18 protein-coding genes and 1 pseudogene are annotated in these 18,449 nt (G+C 52.7%); 16 read left to right on the forward strand and 3 right to left on the reverse strand.

From position 1 onward, the window contains the following. Positions 1–72: 72 nt before the first annotated feature. From Q5911_RS07870 to Q5911_RS07925, 12 genes are all read left to right on the forward strand, one after another. The gene (locus Q5911_RS07870; protein ID WP_303182233.1) at positions 73–1,164 is read left to right on the forward strand and encodes an ABC transporter permease; all 1,092 of its coding nucleotides are present in this window, start codon (positions 73–75) and stop codon (positions 1,162–1,164) included. Between the two features lie 17 nt (positions 1,165–1,181). Then, on the forward strand, positions 1,182–2,123 hold the full coding sequence (locus Q5911_RS07875; RefSeq protein ID WP_303182235.1) for an ABC transporter permease: 942 nt from the start codon (positions 1,182–1,184) through the stop codon (positions 2,121–2,123). Positions 2,124–2,156: 33 nt separating this feature from the next. Then, entirely contained in the window at positions 2,157–3,425 is a 1,269-nt protein-coding gene (locus Q5911_RS07880) for an amidohydrolase family protein (RefSeq protein ID WP_303182237.1), read from the forward strand. A 20-nt stretch (positions 3,426–3,445) separates the two neighbouring features. Next, a complete protein-coding gene (locus Q5911_RS07885; protein WP_076779310.1) occupies positions 3,446–4,177 on the forward strand; it encodes a Crp/Fnr family transcriptional regulator in 732 nt (243 codons plus the stop codon). Positions 4,178–4,193: 16 nt separating this feature from the next. Next, the gene (locus tag Q5911_RS07890; RefSeq protein ID WP_303182240.1) at positions 4,194–5,006 is read left to right on the forward strand and encodes a purine-nucleoside phosphorylase; all 813 of its coding nucleotides are present in this window, start codon (positions 4,194–4,196) and stop codon (positions 5,004–5,006) included. Positions 5,007–5,042: 36 nt separating this feature from the next. Continuing rightward, complete coding sequence (gene add, locus Q5911_RS07895) at positions 5,043–6,008, forward strand: adenosine deaminase (protein ID WP_303182242.1); 966 nt, start codon at positions 5,043–5,045, stop codon at positions 6,006–6,008. 1 nt (position 6,009) lies between these two features. Next, entirely contained in the window at positions 6,010–6,681 is a 672-nt protein-coding gene (gene deoC / locus Q5911_RS07900; RefSeq protein WP_303182244.1) for a deoxyribose-phosphate aldolase, read from the forward strand. 44 nt (positions 6,682–6,725) lie between these two features. Further along, positions 6,726–7,727, forward strand: coding sequence for a choloylglycine hydrolase (gene bsh / locus Q5911_RS07905; RefSeq protein WP_303182246.1), 1,002 nt, complete (start codon positions 6,726–6,728; stop codon positions 7,725–7,727). Continuing rightward, complete coding sequence (locus Q5911_RS07910) at positions 7,720–8,244, forward strand: GNAT family N-acetyltransferase (protein WP_303182248.1); 525 nt, start codon at positions 7,720–7,722, stop codon at positions 8,242–8,244. The genes bsh and Q5911_RS07910 overlap by 8 nt, the downstream gene beginning before the upstream one ends. A 136-nt stretch (positions 8,245–8,380) precedes the next feature. Continuing rightward, on the forward strand, positions 8,381–9,205 hold the full coding sequence (locus Q5911_RS07915) for a helix-turn-helix domain-containing protein (RefSeq protein WP_076779298.1): 825 nt from the start codon (positions 8,381–8,383) through the stop codon (positions 9,203–9,205). Positions 9,206–9,325: 120 nt separating this feature from the next. Then, on the forward strand, positions 9,326–10,948 hold the full coding sequence (locus Q5911_RS07920; protein WP_303182250.1) for a phosphotransferase: 1,623 nt from the start codon (positions 9,326–9,328) through the stop codon (positions 10,946–10,948). Between the two features lie 23 nt (positions 10,949–10,971). Next, positions 10,972–11,745 carry a hypothetical protein gene (locus Q5911_RS07925; protein ID WP_076779294.1) on the forward strand — a complete coding sequence of 258 codons (774 nt, stop codon included), beginning with the start codon at positions 10,972–10,974 and terminating at the stop codon, positions 11,743–11,745. Here the strand turns inward: Q5911_RS07925 and Q5911_RS07930 are convergent, their stop codons facing one another. Beyond that, a complete protein-coding gene (locus Q5911_RS07930) occupies positions 11,746–11,940 on the reverse strand; it encodes a hypothetical protein (RefSeq protein WP_076779292.1) in 195 nt (64 codons plus the stop codon). A 229-nt stretch (positions 11,941–12,169) separates the two neighbouring features. After that, positions 12,170–13,039 (reverse strand): annotated as a pseudogene (locus tag Q5911_RS07935) (phosphoribosylaminoimidazolesuccinocarboxamide synthase); the annotation flags it as partial. A 258-nt stretch (positions 13,040–13,297) separates the two neighbouring features. Between Q5911_RS07935 and Q5911_RS07940 the strand changes: the two are divergent. After that, positions 13,298–13,657, forward strand: a complete 360-nt coding sequence (locus Q5911_RS07940) for a molecular chaperone Hsp90 (protein WP_076779288.1) — start codon at positions 13,298–13,300, stop codon at positions 13,655–13,657. 30 nt (positions 13,658–13,687) lie between these two features. Then, positions 13,688–13,879: a DUF6472 family protein gene (locus Q5911_RS07945; RefSeq protein WP_303182253.1), complete on the forward strand. Its 192-nt coding sequence runs from the start codon at positions 13,688–13,690 to the stop codon at positions 13,877–13,879. A 424-nt stretch (positions 13,880–14,303) separates the two neighbouring features. Here Q5911_RS07945 and Q5911_RS07950 read toward each other — a convergent pair whose 3' ends face one another. Further along, complete coding sequence (locus Q5911_RS07950) at positions 14,304–16,601, reverse strand: glycoside hydrolase family 3 C-terminal domain-containing protein (protein WP_303182255.1); 2,298 nt, start codon at positions 16,599–16,601, stop codon at positions 14,304–14,306. A 168-nt stretch (positions 16,602–16,769) separates the two neighbouring features. Here Q5911_RS07950 and Q5911_RS07955 point away from each other — a divergent pair, with 168 nt between their 5' ends. Beyond that, positions 16,770–17,804: a threonine aldolase family protein gene (locus Q5911_RS07955; RefSeq protein ID WP_303182257.1), complete on the forward strand. Its 1,035-nt coding sequence runs from the start codon at positions 16,770–16,772 to the stop codon at positions 17,802–17,804. Beyond that, the gene (locus tag Q5911_RS07960) at positions 17,801–18,403 is read left to right on the forward strand and encodes a hypothetical protein (RefSeq protein WP_303182258.1); all 603 of its coding nucleotides are present in this window, start codon (positions 17,801–17,803) and stop codon (positions 18,401–18,403) included. Before Q5911_RS07955 ends, Q5911_RS07960 begins: the two co-directional genes overlap by 4 nt. Positions 18,404–18,449 lie beyond the last annotated feature (46 nt).

Here is an 18,449-nt window from a genome sequence, read left to right on the forward strand (position 1 = left end):
GGAACGGCAAAATTTTTTACACTTCTACTACTTCTTTATCACACATCAGCAAAGAAGCAGGAGGTGTAACATATGAATACGAAAAAAGAAAAGAAACGGTTCCTGGAGATCGGCGGCGTACAGACGGTCATAGCATCTCTCATCTGTATTCTCCTCGGACTTCTGGTAGGCTATATTGTGCTGCTGTGCATCAACCCGGCAGGAGCCTGGGATGCCATGAGCGCGATCCTGAAAAACTTTTTGTATTTCCCGAGACCGGAAGTTGCGCTGGAGTATTTCGGAAGCACGCTTGCCAAGACGGCTCCGCTTCTGATGTGTACCTTGTCAGTCCTCTTTGCCTACAAGGTGGGGCTCTTTAATATCGGAGCCTCCGGGCAGTATGCCGTGGGAGCCGGACTGGCCCTCTATCTTGCGCTGGCGTATCAGATGCCCTGGTATGTCTGCGTGATCGCTGCCATGATCGGCGGCGGGATCCTGGGAGGGATCGCAGGCGTTTTAAAAGCATACTTAAATGTAAATGAAGTGATTGCGGGGATCATGCTGAACTGGATCAGTCTTTACAGCGTGAACATGCTCCTGACGAACGTCAAGGAATCCAGCACCACCTACACGATGGCGCTCAAAACAAACAGCCCGGGCGCTCTGATCCCGAGCCTTGGACTGGACAAGCTGTTCTCCGGCAACCGGTATGTGACCATCGCCATCCCCCTTGCAGTGGTTTTCGCCATTCTCGTGTGGGTGCTGATGAGCAAGACCAAGCTGGGATATGAACTGAAGGCAACGGGACTCAATAAAAATGCCGCAAAATACGCAGGCATGAAAGAGAAGCAGAATATGATCCTTACCATGGTCATCGCAGGCTGCCTCTCCGGGCTGGGAGCTGCCTTCCTTTACCTGAGCGGGATCGAGCAGTGGTCCTGCGCCCAGACAGCAGTTCCGGCCATGGGCTTTAACGGGATAGCGGCAGCCTTCCTTGGAGGCCTCAACCCCATTGGAAGTATTTTTTCCGCATTTTTTATCCAGCATATCACAAGCGGCGGATCCTATGTGGACAAGATGGTATACTGCGCGCAGATATCGGATCTGATCACGGCCATCATCATCTACTTCTGCGGTTTTGTATTATTCTTTAAACACTGCATGAACAGAAAAGCAAAGAAATAGGGAAGGAGGAAGAAGAAATGGCACTATTATTACAATATACATTGATCTATGCGTCAGTACTGATGCTCGTGGCCCTTGGCGGATGCTTTTCTGAACGGAGCGGTGTGATCAACCTGGGACTGGAAGGGACCATGGTCATGGGTGCTCTGGGCGGCGCCCTGGTGATGAAGTACATGGGAGATCTTCCGGCAGCGCTGATGATCGCGGCGGTCATCCTGGGCAGCGTGATCTTCGGCATGCTCTATACACTTTTACTTGCCGTATCGGCCATCAATTTCAAGGCGGACCAGACGCTGGTGGGAACGGCCATGAACCTGCTGGGTACAGCGGCGGCCACAGTGATTGTCAAAGCCATCAACATGGCGGAAAATGTAAATAATGTTTCCTCCTCCATCCAGTACATTGAGCAGAGGAAAGCCTTCGCGGCATTCAAGATCGGAAACTTTGAGGTGAGCTGGTTTATGATCCTGGCTGTGCTCCTTCTCATTGCCGCCCATGTGATTCTCTATAAAACACGGTTCGGACTCCGGCTGCGCGCCTGCGGTGAGCATCCACAGGCAGCAGATTCCGTCGGGATCAACGTGTACAAAATGCGCTATGCCGGCGTCCTGATCTCCGGATTCTTTGGCGGGATCGGCGGGATCGTCTACATTACAGCCGGCGTCAGTGAGTGGAAGTTTGAAAACGGCGTGGCAGGATTTGGATTCCTTGCCCTGGCGGTGATGATCTTCGGACAGTGGGAGCCGAAGCTGATCGGCCTGGCAGCCCTCCTGTTCGGCCTGTTCCGGGCACTGTCCAATGTGTACTCCGGATTCGATGTGCTGGAGGCGCTGCAGATTCCAAGCGCTGTATACAACATGCTTCCCTACATCATTTCCCTTGTGGTGCTGGCTCTGTTCTCAAGGAACTCCAGGGCGCCCAAGGCGGAAGGTATCCCCTACGATAAAGGACAGCGGTAAAAAGACAGAATTTCAAAGCAAGGAGAGAGCAAGATGGAACGATTTGCGATCAGAGGGCAGATCTGCTATAGTGAAAGTCAAAAGAAGATACGCACCATGGAGCGCGGGTATGTGGTGTGTGAAGACGGGAAAAGCGCCGGCGTATTTGAAACCCTCCCGGAGGCATGGAGCGGGATTCCCTGCTACGATTACGGAGATCGGCTGATCATCCCCGGACTCATCGACCTGCACGTCCATGCACCCCAGTACCCCTTCCGGGGGCTGGGGATGGACCAGGAGCTGATCGACTGGCTGAATACACACACATTTCCGGAAGAAGAAAAATACGGTGATCTGGCGTATGCACAGAAGGCGTATGCTATCTTTCTGGATGATCTGCTCCACAGCGCCACCACCAGGGCCTGTGTCTTTGGCACCTGCCATAAGGACGCGACGCTCTGGCTCATGGAACAGATGGAGGCGGAAGGTCTTGCGGGATACGTGGGAAAGGTCAATATGGACCGGAACAGTCCGGCAGGGCTGTGCGAGGAGAGCCCGGAGGCATCGGCGGAAGCGACAGAGAGCTGGATCCTTGCCTCGGCAGGCCTTTCCAATGTCCGGCCGATCCTGACGCCCCGGTTTATCCCCACCTGTTCGGACGAACTGATGGAGAGACTGTCCGCGCTTCAGAAGCAGTATGACCTGCCGGTGCAGTCCCACCTCTCTGAAAATCTAAGTGAGATCGACTGGGTAAGACAGCTGCAGCCGGAGGCGTCCTGCTATGGCGATGCGTACCGGATGCACGGACTTTTCGGAGGCAGCTGCCCTACCATCATGGCACACTGTGTGTACAGCGGAGAAGAGGAGATCCGGATGATGAAAGAGCAGGGCGTATTCATCGCCCACTGTCCGGAGTCCAACACAAATCTTGCCTCCGGGATCGCGCCGGCAAGAAAGTACATGGAGCTGGGCATGCAGGTGGGACTTGGCACCGACGTGGCAGCCGGATCGTCCCTCTCTATGTTCCGGGCCATGGCCATGGCTGTCCAGTGCTCCAAACTCCGGTGGAGGCTTGTGGACCAGAGCCAGGCGCCGCTCACGGCGACGGAGGTCTTTTACCTGGCCACCAAAGGCGGCGGTGCTTTCTTCGGAAAAGCAGGCAGCCTGGAGGAAGGGTATGAGTTTGACGCGGTGGTGATCGACGATCGGAAGATACGGCATGCACGGCCGGTCTCTGTGCGGGAACGCCTGGAGCGGCTGATCTATCTGGACGGGGACGCCTCCGTGGATGCAAAATATATCAAAGGGAAACAGGTGATCTGAACGAGGGCGGTAGGTGAAAAATGGAAAACAACTATCTGGCAAAGATTCTGCCGTTTTTGAATGAGATTGAAAAGGACAGAAGAGAACAGTTTGAACAGTATTTCCGGACAGCACCCATGTGGCTGATGGATACTTTTGTGGTGGAAGAGCTGGAAAAGGGGACGGTCTTTGTGCAGGAGGGAGAGCCTGCGGACATGATCTTCTTTATCGGGAAAGGGCTCATCAAGGCCACAGATTATCGGATATATGGGATCAATTATGACTTTACTGTATTTGACAAAGTCTATGCCTTTGGCGGGATGGAAGTGATCATCAACCTGGACAAGTACCAGACGACCCTGCAGACCGTGACGGAATGCACGGTGCTGAAGATCCCGAAAGAGGGCTTTAAAAAATGGATGGACTCGGATATCAGGGCCCTGCAGCAGGAGAGCCGTCTGATGGGAGAGTACCTGCTGGAACAGGCCAGGGACAGCCGGATGCTCCTCTTTCTTCAGGGAGCCGATCGGGTGGCATTTCTTTTGATGAAACGGTACCGCAAATATGCCCAGAACGGCGTGCTGAAGATGAAAGGAGACCGGCAGGAACTGTCGGATTTCACGGGACTGTGCATGAAGACCATCAGCCGTTCCATCAAGAAATTCAAGGAAAACGGCATGATCACGACACAGGGAAGCTATATCACGATCAATTATGAACAATACCGCAGGATGAAAGAGATGATCTCTGAGATCCTGGCGGAAGACTTATAGAAGGAGTGGATGAAAGATGAAAAATAAATTACAGACCTGTCTTGCAAGTATCCGGGAAAAGACAGATTTTAAACCAGAGATTGCGCTGATCCTGGGAAGCGGGCTGGGAGACTATGCAGATGGGATCCAGATCGAGACCACGGTGGATTATTCTGAGATCGAAGGATTCCCGGTATCTACTGTCACAGGCCATAAAGGGCGCTTTGTCTTCGGCTATGTGGGAGAGGTGCCGGTTGTAATCATGCAGGGAAGGGTACACTATTATGAGGGCTATCCGATGACCGATGTAGTGCTGCCGACCCGCCTCATGGCACTTCTGGGAGCAAAAAAACTGATCCTCACCAACGCGGCAGGAGGCATCAACGAGCATTTTCGGCCAGGCGACTTTATGATGATTACCGATCATATTGCCACAGGCGTTCCAAGCCCGCTGATCGGACCGAATCTGGAGGAACTGGGACCCCGGTTCCCGGATATGAGCGAAGTATACAGCCGCAGGATACAGGACGTGATCCGAGAGGCGGCATCTGACTGCGGGATCAGCCTGCGAGAGGGCGTGTATGTCCAGCTTACCGGGCCAAATTATGAGACGCCGGCAGAAGTCAAGATGTGCAAGATCTGGGGAGGCGATGCCGTTGGAATGAGCACGGCCTGCGAGGCAGTGGCCGCGCGCCATATGGGTATGGAAATCGGCGGCATCTCCTGCATTACCAACCTGGCAGCAGGCATCAGCAAGGAAAAACTGGATCACAAGGAAGTGCAGGAGACTGCGGACCGTGTGTCCAAAGATTTTAAACGGCTTGTGACAAAGATCATTGAAACGATGTAGGAGGGTTCCGGGAAGATCGAAGAAAGGCGTGAGCATATGGATATCAAGACAATTCCCAAACTGGAGCTGCACTGCCATCTGGATGGATCGCTGACAAAATCCATGATCCAGCGCCATCTGGGGCGAAGTGTTACAAAAGAAGAACTGACTGTTGCGGAGGATTGCCCAAACCTGACAGAGTACCTGGAGAAATTTGACCTGCCTCTGGAATGCCTGCAGGATGAGGAGGGGCTGGAAGAGGGCGCCTATACATTTGCAGAGGAGACCGCAAAAGAGCGGGTAGAGTATATAGAAGTCCGGTTTGCGCCGATGCTCTCCGTCCACGCAGACCTGAGCTGCGCAAAGGTGATCGAAGCGGTGCGCAGGGGGATGGAGCGTGCAAAAGAGGATTTTGGTTTGCAGTATGGCATAATCGTGTGTGCTATGAGAAACCACAGCCTGGAACAGAATCTGGCCATGCTCAGGTGCGCGAGAGAATACCTGGGCTGCGGTGTCTGCGCCCTGGATCTGGCAGGCGATGAGTCCGCCTTCCCGACAGCCGGTTTCCGTGAGGTCTTTCGGGAAGCCAAAAGGCTGGACATGCCCTTTGTCATTCATTCCGGGGAGACCGGCAATCTGGAAAACGTCCGCGAGGCCTGCGAGCTGGGGGCAAAGCGGATCGGACACGGCATTGCGCTGCGCAAAGATCCGGAGCTGATGAAGGTATACGCAGAAAAGGGGATCGGTGTGGAGATGTGTCCCACCAGCAACTTCCAGACCAAGGCGGCAGCAGGCTGGAAGGACTACCCGCTGCTTTCGTTTCTGGACGCGGGGATCAAGGTCAGCATCAACACGGACAACCGGACAGTCAGCGGCACCAGCATGACAAAAGAGCTGACGAAGGTCTACGAACAGTACGGGCGGAACGATGAACTGATCTTTACATTGCTCCGAAACGCTGCAGAGACGGCCTTTGACCCGGAGGTCAAGGATACACTGGAAAAGAAATGGAAAGGAATTTAGAATGGAAAAGAAAGAGATTTTAAAATATGTAGATCACACGCTTCTGACGCAGAGCGCAACCTGGGAGGAGATCCGCCAGATCCTGGATGATGCCATGAAATACGGGACAGCATCCGCCTGCATTCCGGCATCCTATGTGAAACAGGCGGCAGACTATGTGGAGGGAAAACTTCCGATCTGTACAGTCATCGGATTTCCAAACGGCTACAGCACAACAAAGGTCAAAGTATTTGAGACAGAAGACGCTGTGGAAAACGGCGCTTCCGAGATCGATATGGTCATCAACATCGGCCACATGAAAGACAAAAAGTATGATAAGATCGAAGAGGAGATCCGCCAGATCCACGAGGCCTGCGGCGGAAGGATACTGAAAGTCATTATCGAGACCTGTCTTCTGACGGAAGAAGAAAAGATCAAGATGTGTGAGATCGTCACAAAAGCCGGGGCAGAATACATTAAGACATCCACCGGATTTTCCACTGCAGGCGCAACCGCTGCAGATGTGGAGCTGATGCGGACCCACGTCGGAAAAAATGTGAAAGTAAAAGCAGCCGGAGGCATTTCCTCTTTTGAGGACGCGGAAGAATTTATCCGTCTCGGGGCAGAGCGGCTGGGCACGAGCAGGCTGGTGAAAATTGTGAAAAACAGCCCGGACGCAGGAGCCGGATATTAAGTCGGATACTGGCAAACAAGAGACAGGGAAAGGAGGCGGCGGGCGTGTGCACCTGCATCACGTACGAGAACGGTGACTTTTATTTTGGGAGGAATCTGGATCTGGAGTATTCTTTTGGAGAGAGGGTGGTCATCACACCGAGAAATTATCCTCTGACATTCAAAAAAGAGGCAGCGATGGATTGCCATTACAGTATGATCGGCATGGCGTCGGTGATGGGGGGATATCCTATGTACGCCGAGGCGGTCAATGAGAAGGGGCTTGGCATGGCAGGGCTCAATTTTCCGGGCAATGCGTTCTATCCGTTGGAGGGTAAAAAGAAGTACCAGGTCACACCCTATGAGGTGATCCCCTGGATACTGGGATGCTGTGCCACAGTCAGAGAGGCCCGCATGTACCTGGAACAGGCAGACCTTGTGGGGATACCATTCGCAGCGGACGTTCCCCTGGCGCCTCTGCATTTTATGCTGGCAGACAAGACCGGCGCCCTGGTGGCGGAGCCGGTGGAGGAGGGGCTTAAGCTCTACGAAAATCCTTTTGGCGTGCTGACAAACAACCCGCCTTTTCCCTTCCATCTTATGAACATGCAGCAGTATCTGAACCTGACTGCGAAGGCTCCGGAGAATCGCTTTGGAGAGGGGACAGATATGAAGCCCTTCGGCCAGGGAATGGGGGCTGTCGGCCTTCCGGGAGATGCGTCGCCGGCGTCCCGGTTTGTGCGGGCCGCTTTTGTAAAGTGGAACTCCAGAGCCAGGCGGGAGGAGAAGGCAAATGTGTCCCAGTTTTTTCACATTCTTGACAGCGTGGCGATGGTTCGGGGGATGGTACTGACTGAGGAAGGTCGGGAGGATATCACCACCTACTCCTGCTGTGTCAATGCCCGCACCGGCGTGTACTATTTTAAGACCTACGACAACCACAGGATACAGGCCGTGGATATGAGAGCGGAAGATATGGATGGAAGCGGGCTCCTTGCATATGAGCTGCCTTTAGAGGAGGACATCCAGTACAGACTGAAACAGGAAGGAAGAACAGAAGATGCATGATATAGATAGTGGAAGAGAAGAGGGGGGGTTTGAGATCCGCCTGATCCGGCCGGAAGAGGCGGCGGAGGCGGCGGAAGCGGAAAGGATATGCTTTCCGCCCAATGAAGCAGGGAAGAGGGAGATCGTGGAGGAAAGAGCGGCCCTGGCAGGAGAGCAGTTTTTGGTGGCGGCAGACAGAAAGAGCGGGAAGATCGCAGGGTATCTGAACGGGCTGGTGACAGATGAGACCAGTCTGCGGGACGCGTTCTTCAGGCAGACAGGCCTGCACGACCCGGAAGGGAACAATGTCATGATCCTCAGCTTAGGGGTGCTGCCCCAGTACCGCGGGCAGGGGCTGGCTTCTGCGCTGATGGAAAAGTATGCGCAGCAGGAGCGGGAGCGGGGCCGCAGGATGCTCGTTCTCACCTGCCTGGAGGAGAAAGTAGGGATGTACGAGAAGATGGGATTTAAAGACCAGGGTATGTCCCAATCCTCCTGGGGCGGAGAGAGCTGGCATGAGATGACCTGCATGCTGTAGGAGGGAAAAAACGTAACTGCCAGTTAAAAAAACTTCCTGAAACTTAATGACTGCTCAATATACACAGGAATTTCCATCTGCTACAATAACAGTAACGAAGGCCTTCAGAATAAAGAACGAGGAGGAACAGTCTGTTATGCAGATGAAAGATGTGATACGCAGAAAACGCAAGGAGCTTGATCTCACCCAGGAGCAGATGGCGGAGTATCTGGGCGTGTCGGCTCCTGCTGTCAATAAGTGGGAGAGCGGCGCCACATACCCGGACCTCTCTCTCGTCCCCGCCCTGGCCCGGCTTTTAAAGACAGACCTGAACACGCTGATGTGCTTTCACGAAGACCCGACCCGTGAGGAGATCGCGCAGTATATGAACGAGGTGGCTGAGATTTCCAGGAAGGACGGGGGCGAGGCGGCTTTTGAGAGAGTGCGGAAGCTGGTGGAGGAGTATCCCTCCTGCGGAGAGCTGCTGTGCCAGATGGCTGCGATGTTGCAGGGGATGGCTGTCCTCGGGCAGGCGAAGGAGGGGCTGCAAAGAGAATGGCAGGCATATGCATTCCGCCTGTATGAGAGGGCTGAGAAATGTGATAACCCTGTATCTGCGGACCGGGCAAGATACGCAATGGCTTCCCTCTGCATCCAGGAAGAAGATTACGAGAAGGCGGAGGCGCTCCTGGAACGTCTCCCGGCATACAGCGCGCTGGAATTTACGGTGGCCATGGAGGAAAAGGACGCAGACCGATGTGTGGAGATCCTGCGGGAGATGCTGGACTCTCTGTCCAGGCGGTTGGAGATGGAGAAGTCGATCCTGTTTACCCATATAGCCACAAAGGAGATGGATCCGGATTTCGGAAAGCAGATAGCAGAAGCGCTCCTGATGGCGATAGAAAGGGATGACCAGTATCAATTTCTCAGAGAGAGGGAAGACTTTCAGGAGATCCTGGCAGGATACGCCAGGAAGGATTGATTTTGTATGTTTGCTGAATATGTTCTCCTTTTTGTCGGGATATGATATAATAGGGTTTATCCGACAATAAGAAGAAAGGAAACAGAGGATGTCCAGATTCATTCCTCTGTGGAGAAAGTTATGAAAAGTTTACTGATATTGGGAGCTGGCGGCTTCGGCCATATGATCCAGGAGACAGCCCGGCTCCTGGGATATGAGAAAGCGGTCTTTCTCGACGATGCGGTGAAAGGCCCGGACGTAGTGGGAAAATGCTGTGATTATGAGAGCTTTCTGCAGCAGTACGATACGGCTGTGGCAGCCCTGGGGGATAACAATATGCGTCTCCACTGGACGGAAAAGCTGATGGAGGCAGGGTACCATGTGCCGGCCATCATCCATCCGTCGGCAGTGGTGAGCCCAAGTGCATCTATTGGAAATGGCAGCTTTATTATGCAGAGGGCTGTTGTCAATACGCACACGATAGTGGAACACGGCGTACTCATCAACAGCGGTGCGGTCGTGGATCACGACTCCCATATCGGCTGCGGGGCCCACATCGGACTTGGCAGTGTGGTAAAAGCTAACTGCAGCATTGCCCCCAAAGTGAAGGTGGAAGCCGGGGAAGTGATCTTTTCCACAAGACGGAAGATCGACGGTGTGGAGGACAGGAACCTGGAGGATGCCATCTACGCCTTTGGGTTTGGAAACCGCTGCAGCTATGTCAAGCCTTTTGGTGCCGGTCATATCAATGAGACCTACGCTGTGTACATGCCCGGGGAGGGCGGCGACGAGCTGGCCTATGTCCTGCAGAGGGTGAACAGCAACGTATTTAAAGATCCTGCGGGAGTTATGGACAATATCTTCGGCGTGACAGAGTATCTGCGGAATGTGATCCGCAGGGAGGGCGGAGATCCGGACAGAGAGACCCTCTCCTATATCAAGACAAAGAGCGGCTGCAACTATTTTGAGGACAGCGAGGGAGAGCCCTGGAGATGCTACAACTTCATTCCGGACTCTGTCTGCTACCAGCTTGTGGAGGAGCCGGAGCAGTTCTACCAGTCCGGCAGCAGCTTCGGGCATTTCCTGAAGCAGCTCAGTGATTATCCGGCATCGAAGCTGAACGAGACCATTCCGGATTTCCACAATACGATCAGGCGGTTCGAGGCATTCCAGGTTGCGCTGAAGAGGGATCTGAAAAACCGGGCGGACTCCTGCCGGCCTGAGATCGGCTTTGTGCTGGCCAGAGAGAAGGACTGCGGCGTGCTGGTGCATCAGCAGGATGAGGGGATCCTTCCTCTCCGGGTGACCCACAATGACACAAAGCTGAACAACATCCTCTTTGATGAGAAGACGGGGAAAGGGCTGTGCATCATTGATCTGGATACCATCATGCCCGGACTTGCGGCAAATGATTTCGGAGATTCCATCCGCTTTGGCGCTGCCACCGCAGAGGAGGACGAGCCGAACCTGGATCTTATGCATTTTGACATTTCTCTCTATGAGCTGTATGTGAAGGGATATCTGGAGGAGACGAAGGATGTTCTTACAGAGGCTGAGATTGGAAGTCTTCCGTGGGGCGCGCGTCTGATGACGCTGGAGTGCGGTATCCGCTTCCTGACAGATTATCTCCAGGGAGACACGTATTTTAAGACGGATTATCCGGAGCACAACCTGATCCGGGCCAGAACCCAGTTCCGCCTGGTGGACGAGATGGAGCAGCAGTTTGAGCGCATGCAGGAGATCGTGCAGAAATATACAAAGTAAACGGCAGAAGCAGGGGTGGTCGTGTGGTAGAGTTTATTGATTATGAGAAGCGGCTGACGTGTGAGGACCATATTGTGCTGTGGTACTATTTCCATATCTATGTAGACCCGGAGAAGGACTATCGATCTTTCCGCATTACGGAGGAGCTGATCAACGCCTATAATGCCCCGTCCAATCGAAGCAGGAGAGAGGAGATCTTCAGGATCACGGAGCGGATGAAGAAGGAGCTGGACGTCTGGCGGGCCAGATATCACGAGAGGATATGGGAGTACGAGAAACCTGTTATATGGGCGGACCGGAAAAAGACGGATTATTATCTGAACCAGCTGGAGACATCCCACAGATTTGAGGTGTACATAGACTACTGTTTCAGACAGAGAGGATATGACATCGGTCTCTATTATGGAAAACAGCAGCAGTACTCCCAGGGGGAGACAAAGGCAGGTATAGAGATCAAGTGTGACAGGAAGCTGCGCGAGACAGGGAATGTCTATATAGAGTACCAGGAGAGAATGACCAGGGAAGGTGTGTGGGTAGACAGCGGGATATTGAAGCCGGACGAGACAAAATACTTTCTGATCGGAACGGAGGAAGAGTTTTATATTCTTCCGAGGGAGGCACTGTACGGGCTGTATACCAGAGTGGTCCTGCAAGGAGAATACATTCCAGGGGCCAAAAAGGTGAGAGAAAAAACACACGGAACTTCCAAAGGATTTATTATCAGCAGTCAGATCGCCGGGCAGATCAATCTGACTGTGGAGGAGACGATCCAGAGGCTTACGCAAGAAAGAAGATAATTACGTGGAGTAGATCCCGTCTACTGTGATCCGTTTAAAGAAGCGGGACAGGCCCAGCTGAACTGTCTCGCTGTATTTCAGAGGCGTCCTGTAGATGAAGATGTCTCCGAAATCGTGGGAAAAGCTTTGAAAACCATTTTCTTTTAAGGCAGCTGCCTCGTCCTGATCAACAAACCTTGCTGATATATTTAACATCGGGCCGCCTCATGTGGAGCACACGTGGGGGCTGATCAGGATGTGGCTGTGGCCCTTTTCTTTCATGTGGTCTGTCAGACGTTTATCCAGTTTAAAATGCATATCGATCACCCTTTCTGCTTTTGTTGTAACTGTATTGTAAGACAAAAATAAAAATTTTTCTGTGACGAGGTTACAGTCAGCAGAAAAAGGAAAAACGGATGACTCTCCTTAGAGCCATCCGTTTTTTCTAAAGATTTTCGCCTGTCAGCATCTCGTATGCCTGCAGATATTTGTCAATGGTCTTCTGTACAATGTCCTCCGGCAGTGTCCAGTCGTTGTCCGGGTTGGCCTTCAGCCAGTCGCGGGCAAACTGCTTGTCAAAGGAGGGCTGTCCGTGTCCCGGCTCATACCCTTCAGCCGGCCAGAAGCGGGAGCTGTCCGGTGTCAGCATCTCATCGCCCAGGACGATATTGCCGTTTTCATCCAGACCGAACTCGAATTTGGTGTCTGCGATGATGATCCCCTTTGTCAGAGCGTAATCAGCGCACTTTTTGTAGAGGGCAATAGTGTAGTCGCGAAGGCGGGCTGCATACTCCTCGCCTTTTCCCGGGAAATATTTCTCCAGGTGAGCGATGCTCTGCTCGTAGGAGATGTTTTCATCGTGGTCACCAATCTCCGCTTTTGTGGACGGTGTGTAGATAGGCTCCGGAAGTTTGTCAGACTCTTTTAAGCCCTCCGGCAGTTTGATACCGCACACAGTGCCGTCTTTCTGATAGCTGGCCCAGCCGCTTCCTGTGATGTAGCCACGGACAATGCACTCGATGGGGAGCATCTCCAGCTTGCGGCACATCATGCTGTTGCCGTCAAATTTTGGCTGTTGGAAAAATTCCGGCATATCTTTTACATCTGTGGAGATCATGTGGTTGGGCAGGATGTCCTGTGTCATGTCAAACCAGAATTTGGACATCTGTGTCAGCACAGTCCCCTTCTTTGTCACTTCATTTTTCAGGATCACGTCAAAGCAGCTGATGCGGTCTGTTGCGACCATGATCAGGCTGTCGCCGTTGTCGTAGATCTCGCGTACTTTTCCTTCTTTGATTGGCTTCATATCATATACCTCATTTCTATGACCTGTTGATGGTGCTGCGTCTTCTGCGGCGCTTGGATATCCCTGCCCGCTGCGGCTGCATCCGGCCTTGGGATATCATGCTAAACAGATTATAACACAAAAATTATAATTTGCTCTAATTTTCACGTATTCTTTTATTAGCTTTTATAATAAGTGCTTATAATCATGCCGACGGACTGGCCTCTTGTAAATCAGTGCTGTTGTGATAAGATAAAGACAGAAATAAAGAAAGGGAAGGTGTTTCATATGAACGCAGAAGTGAAAGACTATGTTGTAGAGAAAACTCACGAGCTGATGGAGGCAGCCTCCTGCAGCAAAGAGGCAAAAGAAGCAGCCCAGGCATGGCTTGATGCGTTGGGAACAGCAGCGGAAGCAGAAGAGACAAAGAAATACATCGCTGAGCTGGAAGAGGATATCATGCCGCTGGAGGGGCTCATCGCCTTTGCGGAGTCTGATATGGGAGTCAAGGTTTTCGGAGACGCCGCCGGTGGTGTGGCAGAGCATGCAAGACAGATCAAGGCTGCCGGAGCGAAATACTGCGACTGCCCGGCCTGCGCGGCTGTGGAGGCTATCCTTGCGAAAAAGGAGGAGATGCTGGCTAACTGAGAAGGAGCCGGCAGATCAGGAGTGGATAAAGTGAAGAAAAAGGAAACGGCGCACAGCTGTACAAGCTGTGCGTTTTACAGCTATGATGAGGAGTACGGCGCCTATATCTGCGATGTGGACATGGATGAGGATGAGTATATCCGCTTTATATCGGACAGTCACTACGCCTGTCCTTACTACCGCAACGGGGACGATTACAGGATAGTCAGAAAACAGATGTAAAAAAATCCACTGTATCTTTTTGATTTTAAAGGTACAGTGGATTTTCAGCTTATTCCATCCATTGGAATTTACCTCCTTATTTACTTGATATCTATTTGAAACTATTATCTCAAATAGTGAATTTTTTTTGTTTTAAATTACGTTCCCATTGGTCTTTACCTCTTTCATTAGTTTCGTTAAAAATTGGATTTAAGATTCAGTTTTCGGTGGTCCGTCCTCCTTTTCTTTTGATGGTTTTATCATACACCGTAAAAGAGAAAATGTCAATATAAAAATCAGAAAAAAGTAAAATTATTTAAAAGATAACAGATTTATATGATGAATAAAAAATATAAAATTTTTAATTTGTATATAAAACATAAAATTTTCAGACAAGATTGGAGCAGCCTCTGAGAGACTGCTCCCCTGTGTGAATAACGGTGAACTAGTTATCCGATCCGGCTGCAGCCTGGAGCTTTTCGATCAGGGCTGTCAGCTCATTCTCGGACAGACCGGAAAAGCTCTTGAAGGAGCGCAGCGGAGAGTTCTCCAGCATTTTCAGCGTCATTTCCGGGGTGATGGCCTCAGAGGCGGCCTCTGAGGAGTTGTCTCCTCCCCCGATCATATCGGAGGCCAGATCCTCCATCATAGAGCGGATGACCGGGGCCGTCCTGGGATCGGCCAGGAGCTCTGCCACGGTAGTATTCCGGTGGATGTGGAAAGGCAGTTTTGTGTCTGTGGAAAGGCGGACGGTCCTGGAAAGGCGGATGTCTCTGGAGGAGGCGGCCGCCAGGATCTGGTAGTCGCCGGAAGCAGCGTACCAGTCGTGGATCTGTGTGTTATACCAGGCAAAACTGCGCTTGTCCAGCGTCATGGTCACGGCCTTTTCCTGTCCGGGTTCCAGGTAGACTTTGACAAAATTTTTTAGTTCCTTCTCCGGCCGATTCGCGGCTTTGGTCTGGTCTGCCACATAGAGCTGCACGATCTCTTTTCCGGCCATGTTCCCCGTATTCTTCACTTTGAGAGACACAGTCAGTGTGTCGTCGTCTGCCAGCTGGTCGCAGGAGAGCTGCATGTCGCTGTACTGGAAGGTGGTGTAGGAGAGACCGTGGCCGAAGGGGAAGCGAACGTCCATCGCTTTTGTGTCGTAGTACCGGTATCCCACGAATACCCCTTCTTTGTACTCCACTTTCTGCCCGTCTCCGGGGAAGTTCAGGTAGGAGGGATTGTCCTGCAGCTTCAGGGGAATGGTCTCCGCCAGTTTTCCGCAGGGATTGGCCAGGCCGAAGAGGAGACGGACCTGGGCGGCCCCCACTGCCTGGCCGCAGAGGTAGGACTCCAGGATGGCGTTTACGTCATCGGCCCAGGGCATTTCTACGGGAGAGCCATTGTGGAGGACAACCACCGTGTTTTTCTGTACCTTGAGGATTTCCCTGATCAGTTCGTTCTGACATTCCGGCATCTCCATGTGGGTGCGGTCGTATCCCTCGGACTCAAACGCGTCGGGAAGGCCGGCGAAAATGACGGCGATGTCCGCTTCGGAAGCAGTCCGCACTGCCTCTGCCAGAAGGTTCGGATCTGTCCGGTCCTCCGCCACATCATACCCCTGGGCATAGGTGACAGAAGAGGTGATCGTAGGGCTCTCTTTCACGGCATCCAGCGCACTTGTGATCTTGCAGGAATTGATGTGGGAGCTGCCGCCGCCCTGGAACCTGGGCTTTGCGGCAAATCTGCCGATAAAGGCGATCTTCTTTCCCTCTTTGGGAAGGGGAAGAATGCCGTCGCTCTTGAGGAGGACCATGGACTCTTCTGCGATCTTCGCGGCAAGCTGGTCATGCCTTTCTTTGTCAAAGTTTCCGGGCATGCGATGATCTACGAATTTAAAGATGATCCTTAAAATGCGCTCCACAGCGGTATCCAGAACGGACTCGTCCAGCGTGCCTGCCTTGACGGCGGCCACGATCTCCGCGTCTGTATGTCCGCCGCTGGCGGGCATCTCCAGATCCAGACCGGCTTTCAGGCCTTCTACTCTGTCATTGACGGCTCCCCAGTCGGACATGACATAGCCATCAAAGCCCCACTCGTCCCGCAGAACTTCTGTCAGGAGCCAGTGGTTCTCAGAGGCAAAGGTGCCGTTGATCTTATTGTAGGAGCACATGACTGTGTCCGGCTTTCCCTCTTTGATCGGTGCCTCGAATGCGGCCAGGTAGATTTCCCGGAGCGTCCGCTCATCTATCTCGGAGGAGCAGGACAGACGGCGGTACTCCTGGTTGTTGGCAGCAAAATGTTTGATGGAGGTGCCCACGTTTTTGGATTGTACGCCCTGGATATGGGCGGCTGCCATCTGAGCGGCCAGGTAGGGGTCTTCAGAAAAGTATTCAAAATTCCGTCCGCACAGGGGAGAGCGCTTGATGTTGACTGCGGGACCAAGGATGACTGACACATCCTCGGCCTGGCACTCATCTCCCAGAGCTTCCCCCAATTCTTTTAATAGATCCCGGTCAAAGGAGCAGGCCGTGGCGCAGGCTGTTGGAAAGCAGACAGCTTTAATGCTCTCGTTTGCCCCAAGATGGTCAGCTTTCTCGTTCTGTTTGCGGAGGCCGTGGGGGCCGTCGCTGACCATAACTTCCGGGATGCCCAGGCGCGCCATTCCCTTCAGGTGCCAGAAATCTTTGCCGGAGCACATGCCGGCTTTTTCCTCCAGAGTCATCTGGCTGATGATGGATCTGATATCACGTTCCATAAATGTACCATTCCTTTCTAAAATGCCGGGAGATACCGGCATGGTCTTTCTTTTACGCCTTTACGATAGCATAAACACCGTGGAAATGATAGACGGAAAATTTTCGGATTGCGGGAGGGAGTTATATTATATAAAATAGAGGATAGATTGGAAATGGGAGGCGAAAAAATGATTAGATGGAACAACGATTATAATCATGGGGCTCACCCGGCTATCCTGCAGGCATTTGCAGATACAAATGACAGCAGCTATGAAGGCTATGGGCTGGACGAGTGGTGCCGGAAGGCGGCCGGGGAGATCCGGAAGTACCTGGGAGGTGTGGATGCGGACATACATTTTATGCTGGGAGGAACCCAGGTGAACTACACAATGATCGCCGCTGCGCTCCGCCCTTACCAGGGGATCATCTGTGCTGACTCAGGACATATCCAGGTTCACGAGACCGGTGCAGTGGAGAACACAGGCCACAAGATCCACGTGGTTCCGGGAGTGGACGGAAAGATTACGGCGGCAGCTGTGGAGAAGGAGGCGGAGAGCTACCGGACAAGCGATGTCCCGGAACACGTGACGCAGCCTAAGATGGTATTCCTGTCCTTCCCGTCTGAGTACGGCACCATCTACACAAAGGAAGAGCTCTCCGGGATCAGCCGGGTCTGCCGGGAGTACGGACTTTATCTGATGGTGGACGGCGCCAGGATGGGTTACGGCCTGGGCGCGGAGGGAAATGACGTGACTTTGGCGGATATTGCGGCGGCAGCGGACATTTTCTACATCGGCGGCACAAAATGCGGTGCCATGATGGGAGAGGCTGTGGTGATCGTAAATGAGGAGCTGAAGGATCATTTCCGCAATTATATGAAGCAGAATGGGGGACTGCTGGCAAAAGGCTGGGTGCTGGGACTTCAGTTCTACACTCTGTTCAAAGACGGCACATATTTTGCGATCACAGAGCAGGCGGACCGCTATGCCATGCAGATCCGGCAGGCTTTTGCCGAGAAAGGCATACCGTCTTATATCGAGAGCCCGACTAACCAGCAGTTTGTCCTGCTGACAGAAGAGCAGAAAGAAAAGCTGGCAAAGAACCATATATTCGAAAACCAGTTCCGGACGGAGGACGGCCGTTTCTGTGTCCGCTTCTGCACAAGCTGGAGCACAAAAGATGAGGAAGTGGAGGCCCTTTTAAGGGATATCAGGGAACTATGAGAATATGGATGGAAGAGCAGGTGAGAGAGAAGGATCATTTTGCGGCGGGTATTACGCTGTCCGTGATCGGACTGGCTGTTGCGGCCATTGCTCTGCCCTGCGGGGTTACCCTGATGGCTTTGATCCTTGGCGGACCTGTAGCCGAAGTCTCTCTTGCGGCCTGCATCGGGGGAGTGGCTCTGACCGTCTTTCTGGCAAGAAAGATCGGCCGGAAAGTCCATCAGTACTGCACGGTGTTCTGCCAGGATGACGAGGGCAGGCTCTTTGCAGTGGACATCCGAAAATTTGTCGGCTGCCAGAGGGGGCCGATCGGATTTGTCCAGATGCTCTTTCAGATGCAGAAGGCAAAGAAAAATATGAAGACAAGCCATATCCTGGAGAGATATATGCGGCAGAGGCCAAGTCTTACCGGGGTGGAGACGCAGATTCTGTCAGTGGAGAAGATGCGGATGGCGGGAAATGGCTGGCGTGTGATATGCCAGGTAGAGTATCCGAACAAAAAGAGAGGAAGGAGACGTTATCTGCTGGTGGGCGGATATGAGAACGAGGGAGAACTGGTAGCTGCCTTTGAGAGGCGGCTTAAGGGAGCTGTAATGTAGACTATGGCTTTGAAAGGGGACTTTGGGAGGAAAAAGGAAAAATTTC

It is taken from the genome of Lachnoclostridium phocaeense (assembly GCF_959599685.1).
GTDB lineage: Bacteria > Bacillota > Clostridia > Lachnospirales > Lachnospiraceae > Claveliimonas > Claveliimonas monacensis.

What these genes read in the sequence shown, in the direction of transcription:
- Q5911_RS07870 (WP_303182233.1), top strand. Translation starts at nt 73, where the DNA reads ATGAATACGAAAAAAGAAAAGAAACGGTTCCTGGAGATCGGCGGCGTA.
- Q5911_RS07875 (WP_303182235.1), top strand. Translation starts at nt 1,182, where the DNA reads ATGGCACTATTATTACAATATACATTGATCTATGCGTCAGTACTGATG.
- Q5911_RS07880 (WP_303182237.1), top strand. Translation starts at nt 2,157, where the DNA reads ATGGAACGATTTGCGATCAGAGGGCAGATCTGCTATAGTGAAAGTCAA.
- Q5911_RS07885 (WP_076779310.1), top strand. Translation starts at nt 3,446, where the DNA reads ATGGAAAACAACTATCTGGCAAAGATTCTGCCGTTTTTGAATGAGATT.
- Q5911_RS07890 (WP_303182240.1), top strand. Translation starts at nt 4,194, where the DNA reads ATGAAAAATAAATTACAGACCTGTCTTGCAAGTATCCGGGAAAAGACA.
- add (WP_303182242.1), top strand. Translation starts at nt 5,043, where the DNA reads ATGGATATCAAGACAATTCCCAAACTGGAGCTGCACTGCCATCTGGAT.
- deoC (WP_303182244.1), top strand. Translation starts at nt 6,010, where the DNA reads ATGGAAAAGAAAGAGATTTTAAAATATGTAGATCACACGCTTCTGACG.
- Q5911_RS07910 (WP_303182248.1), top strand. Translation starts at nt 7,720, where the DNA reads ATGCATGATATAGATAGTGGAAGAGAAGAGGGGGGGTTTGAGATCCGC.
- Q5911_RS07915 (WP_076779298.1), top strand. Translation starts at nt 8,381, where the DNA reads ATGCAGATGAAAGATGTGATACGCAGAAAACGCAAGGAGCTTGATCTC.
- Q5911_RS07920 (WP_303182250.1), top strand. Translation starts at nt 9,326, where the DNA reads ATGAAAAGTTTACTGATATTGGGAGCTGGCGGCTTCGGCCATATGATC.
- Q5911_RS07930 (WP_076779292.1), bottom strand. Translation starts at nt 11,940, where the DNA reads ATGTTAAATATATCAGCAAGGTTTGTTGATCAGGACGAGGCAGCTGCC.
- Q5911_RS07940 (WP_076779288.1), top strand. Translation starts at nt 13,298, where the DNA reads ATGAACGCAGAAGTGAAAGACTATGTTGTAGAGAAAACTCACGAGCTG.
- Q5911_RS07950 (WP_303182255.1), bottom strand. Translation starts at nt 16,601, where the DNA reads ATGGAACGTGATATCAGATCCATCATCAGCCAGATGACTCTGGAGGAA.
- Q5911_RS07955 (WP_303182257.1), top strand. Translation starts at nt 16,770, where the DNA reads ATGATTAGATGGAACAACGATTATAATCATGGGGCTCACCCGGCTATC.
- Q5911_RS07960 (WP_303182258.1), top strand. Translation starts at nt 17,801, where the DNA reads ATGAGAATATGGATGGAAGAGCAGGTGAGAGAGAAGGATCATTTTGCG.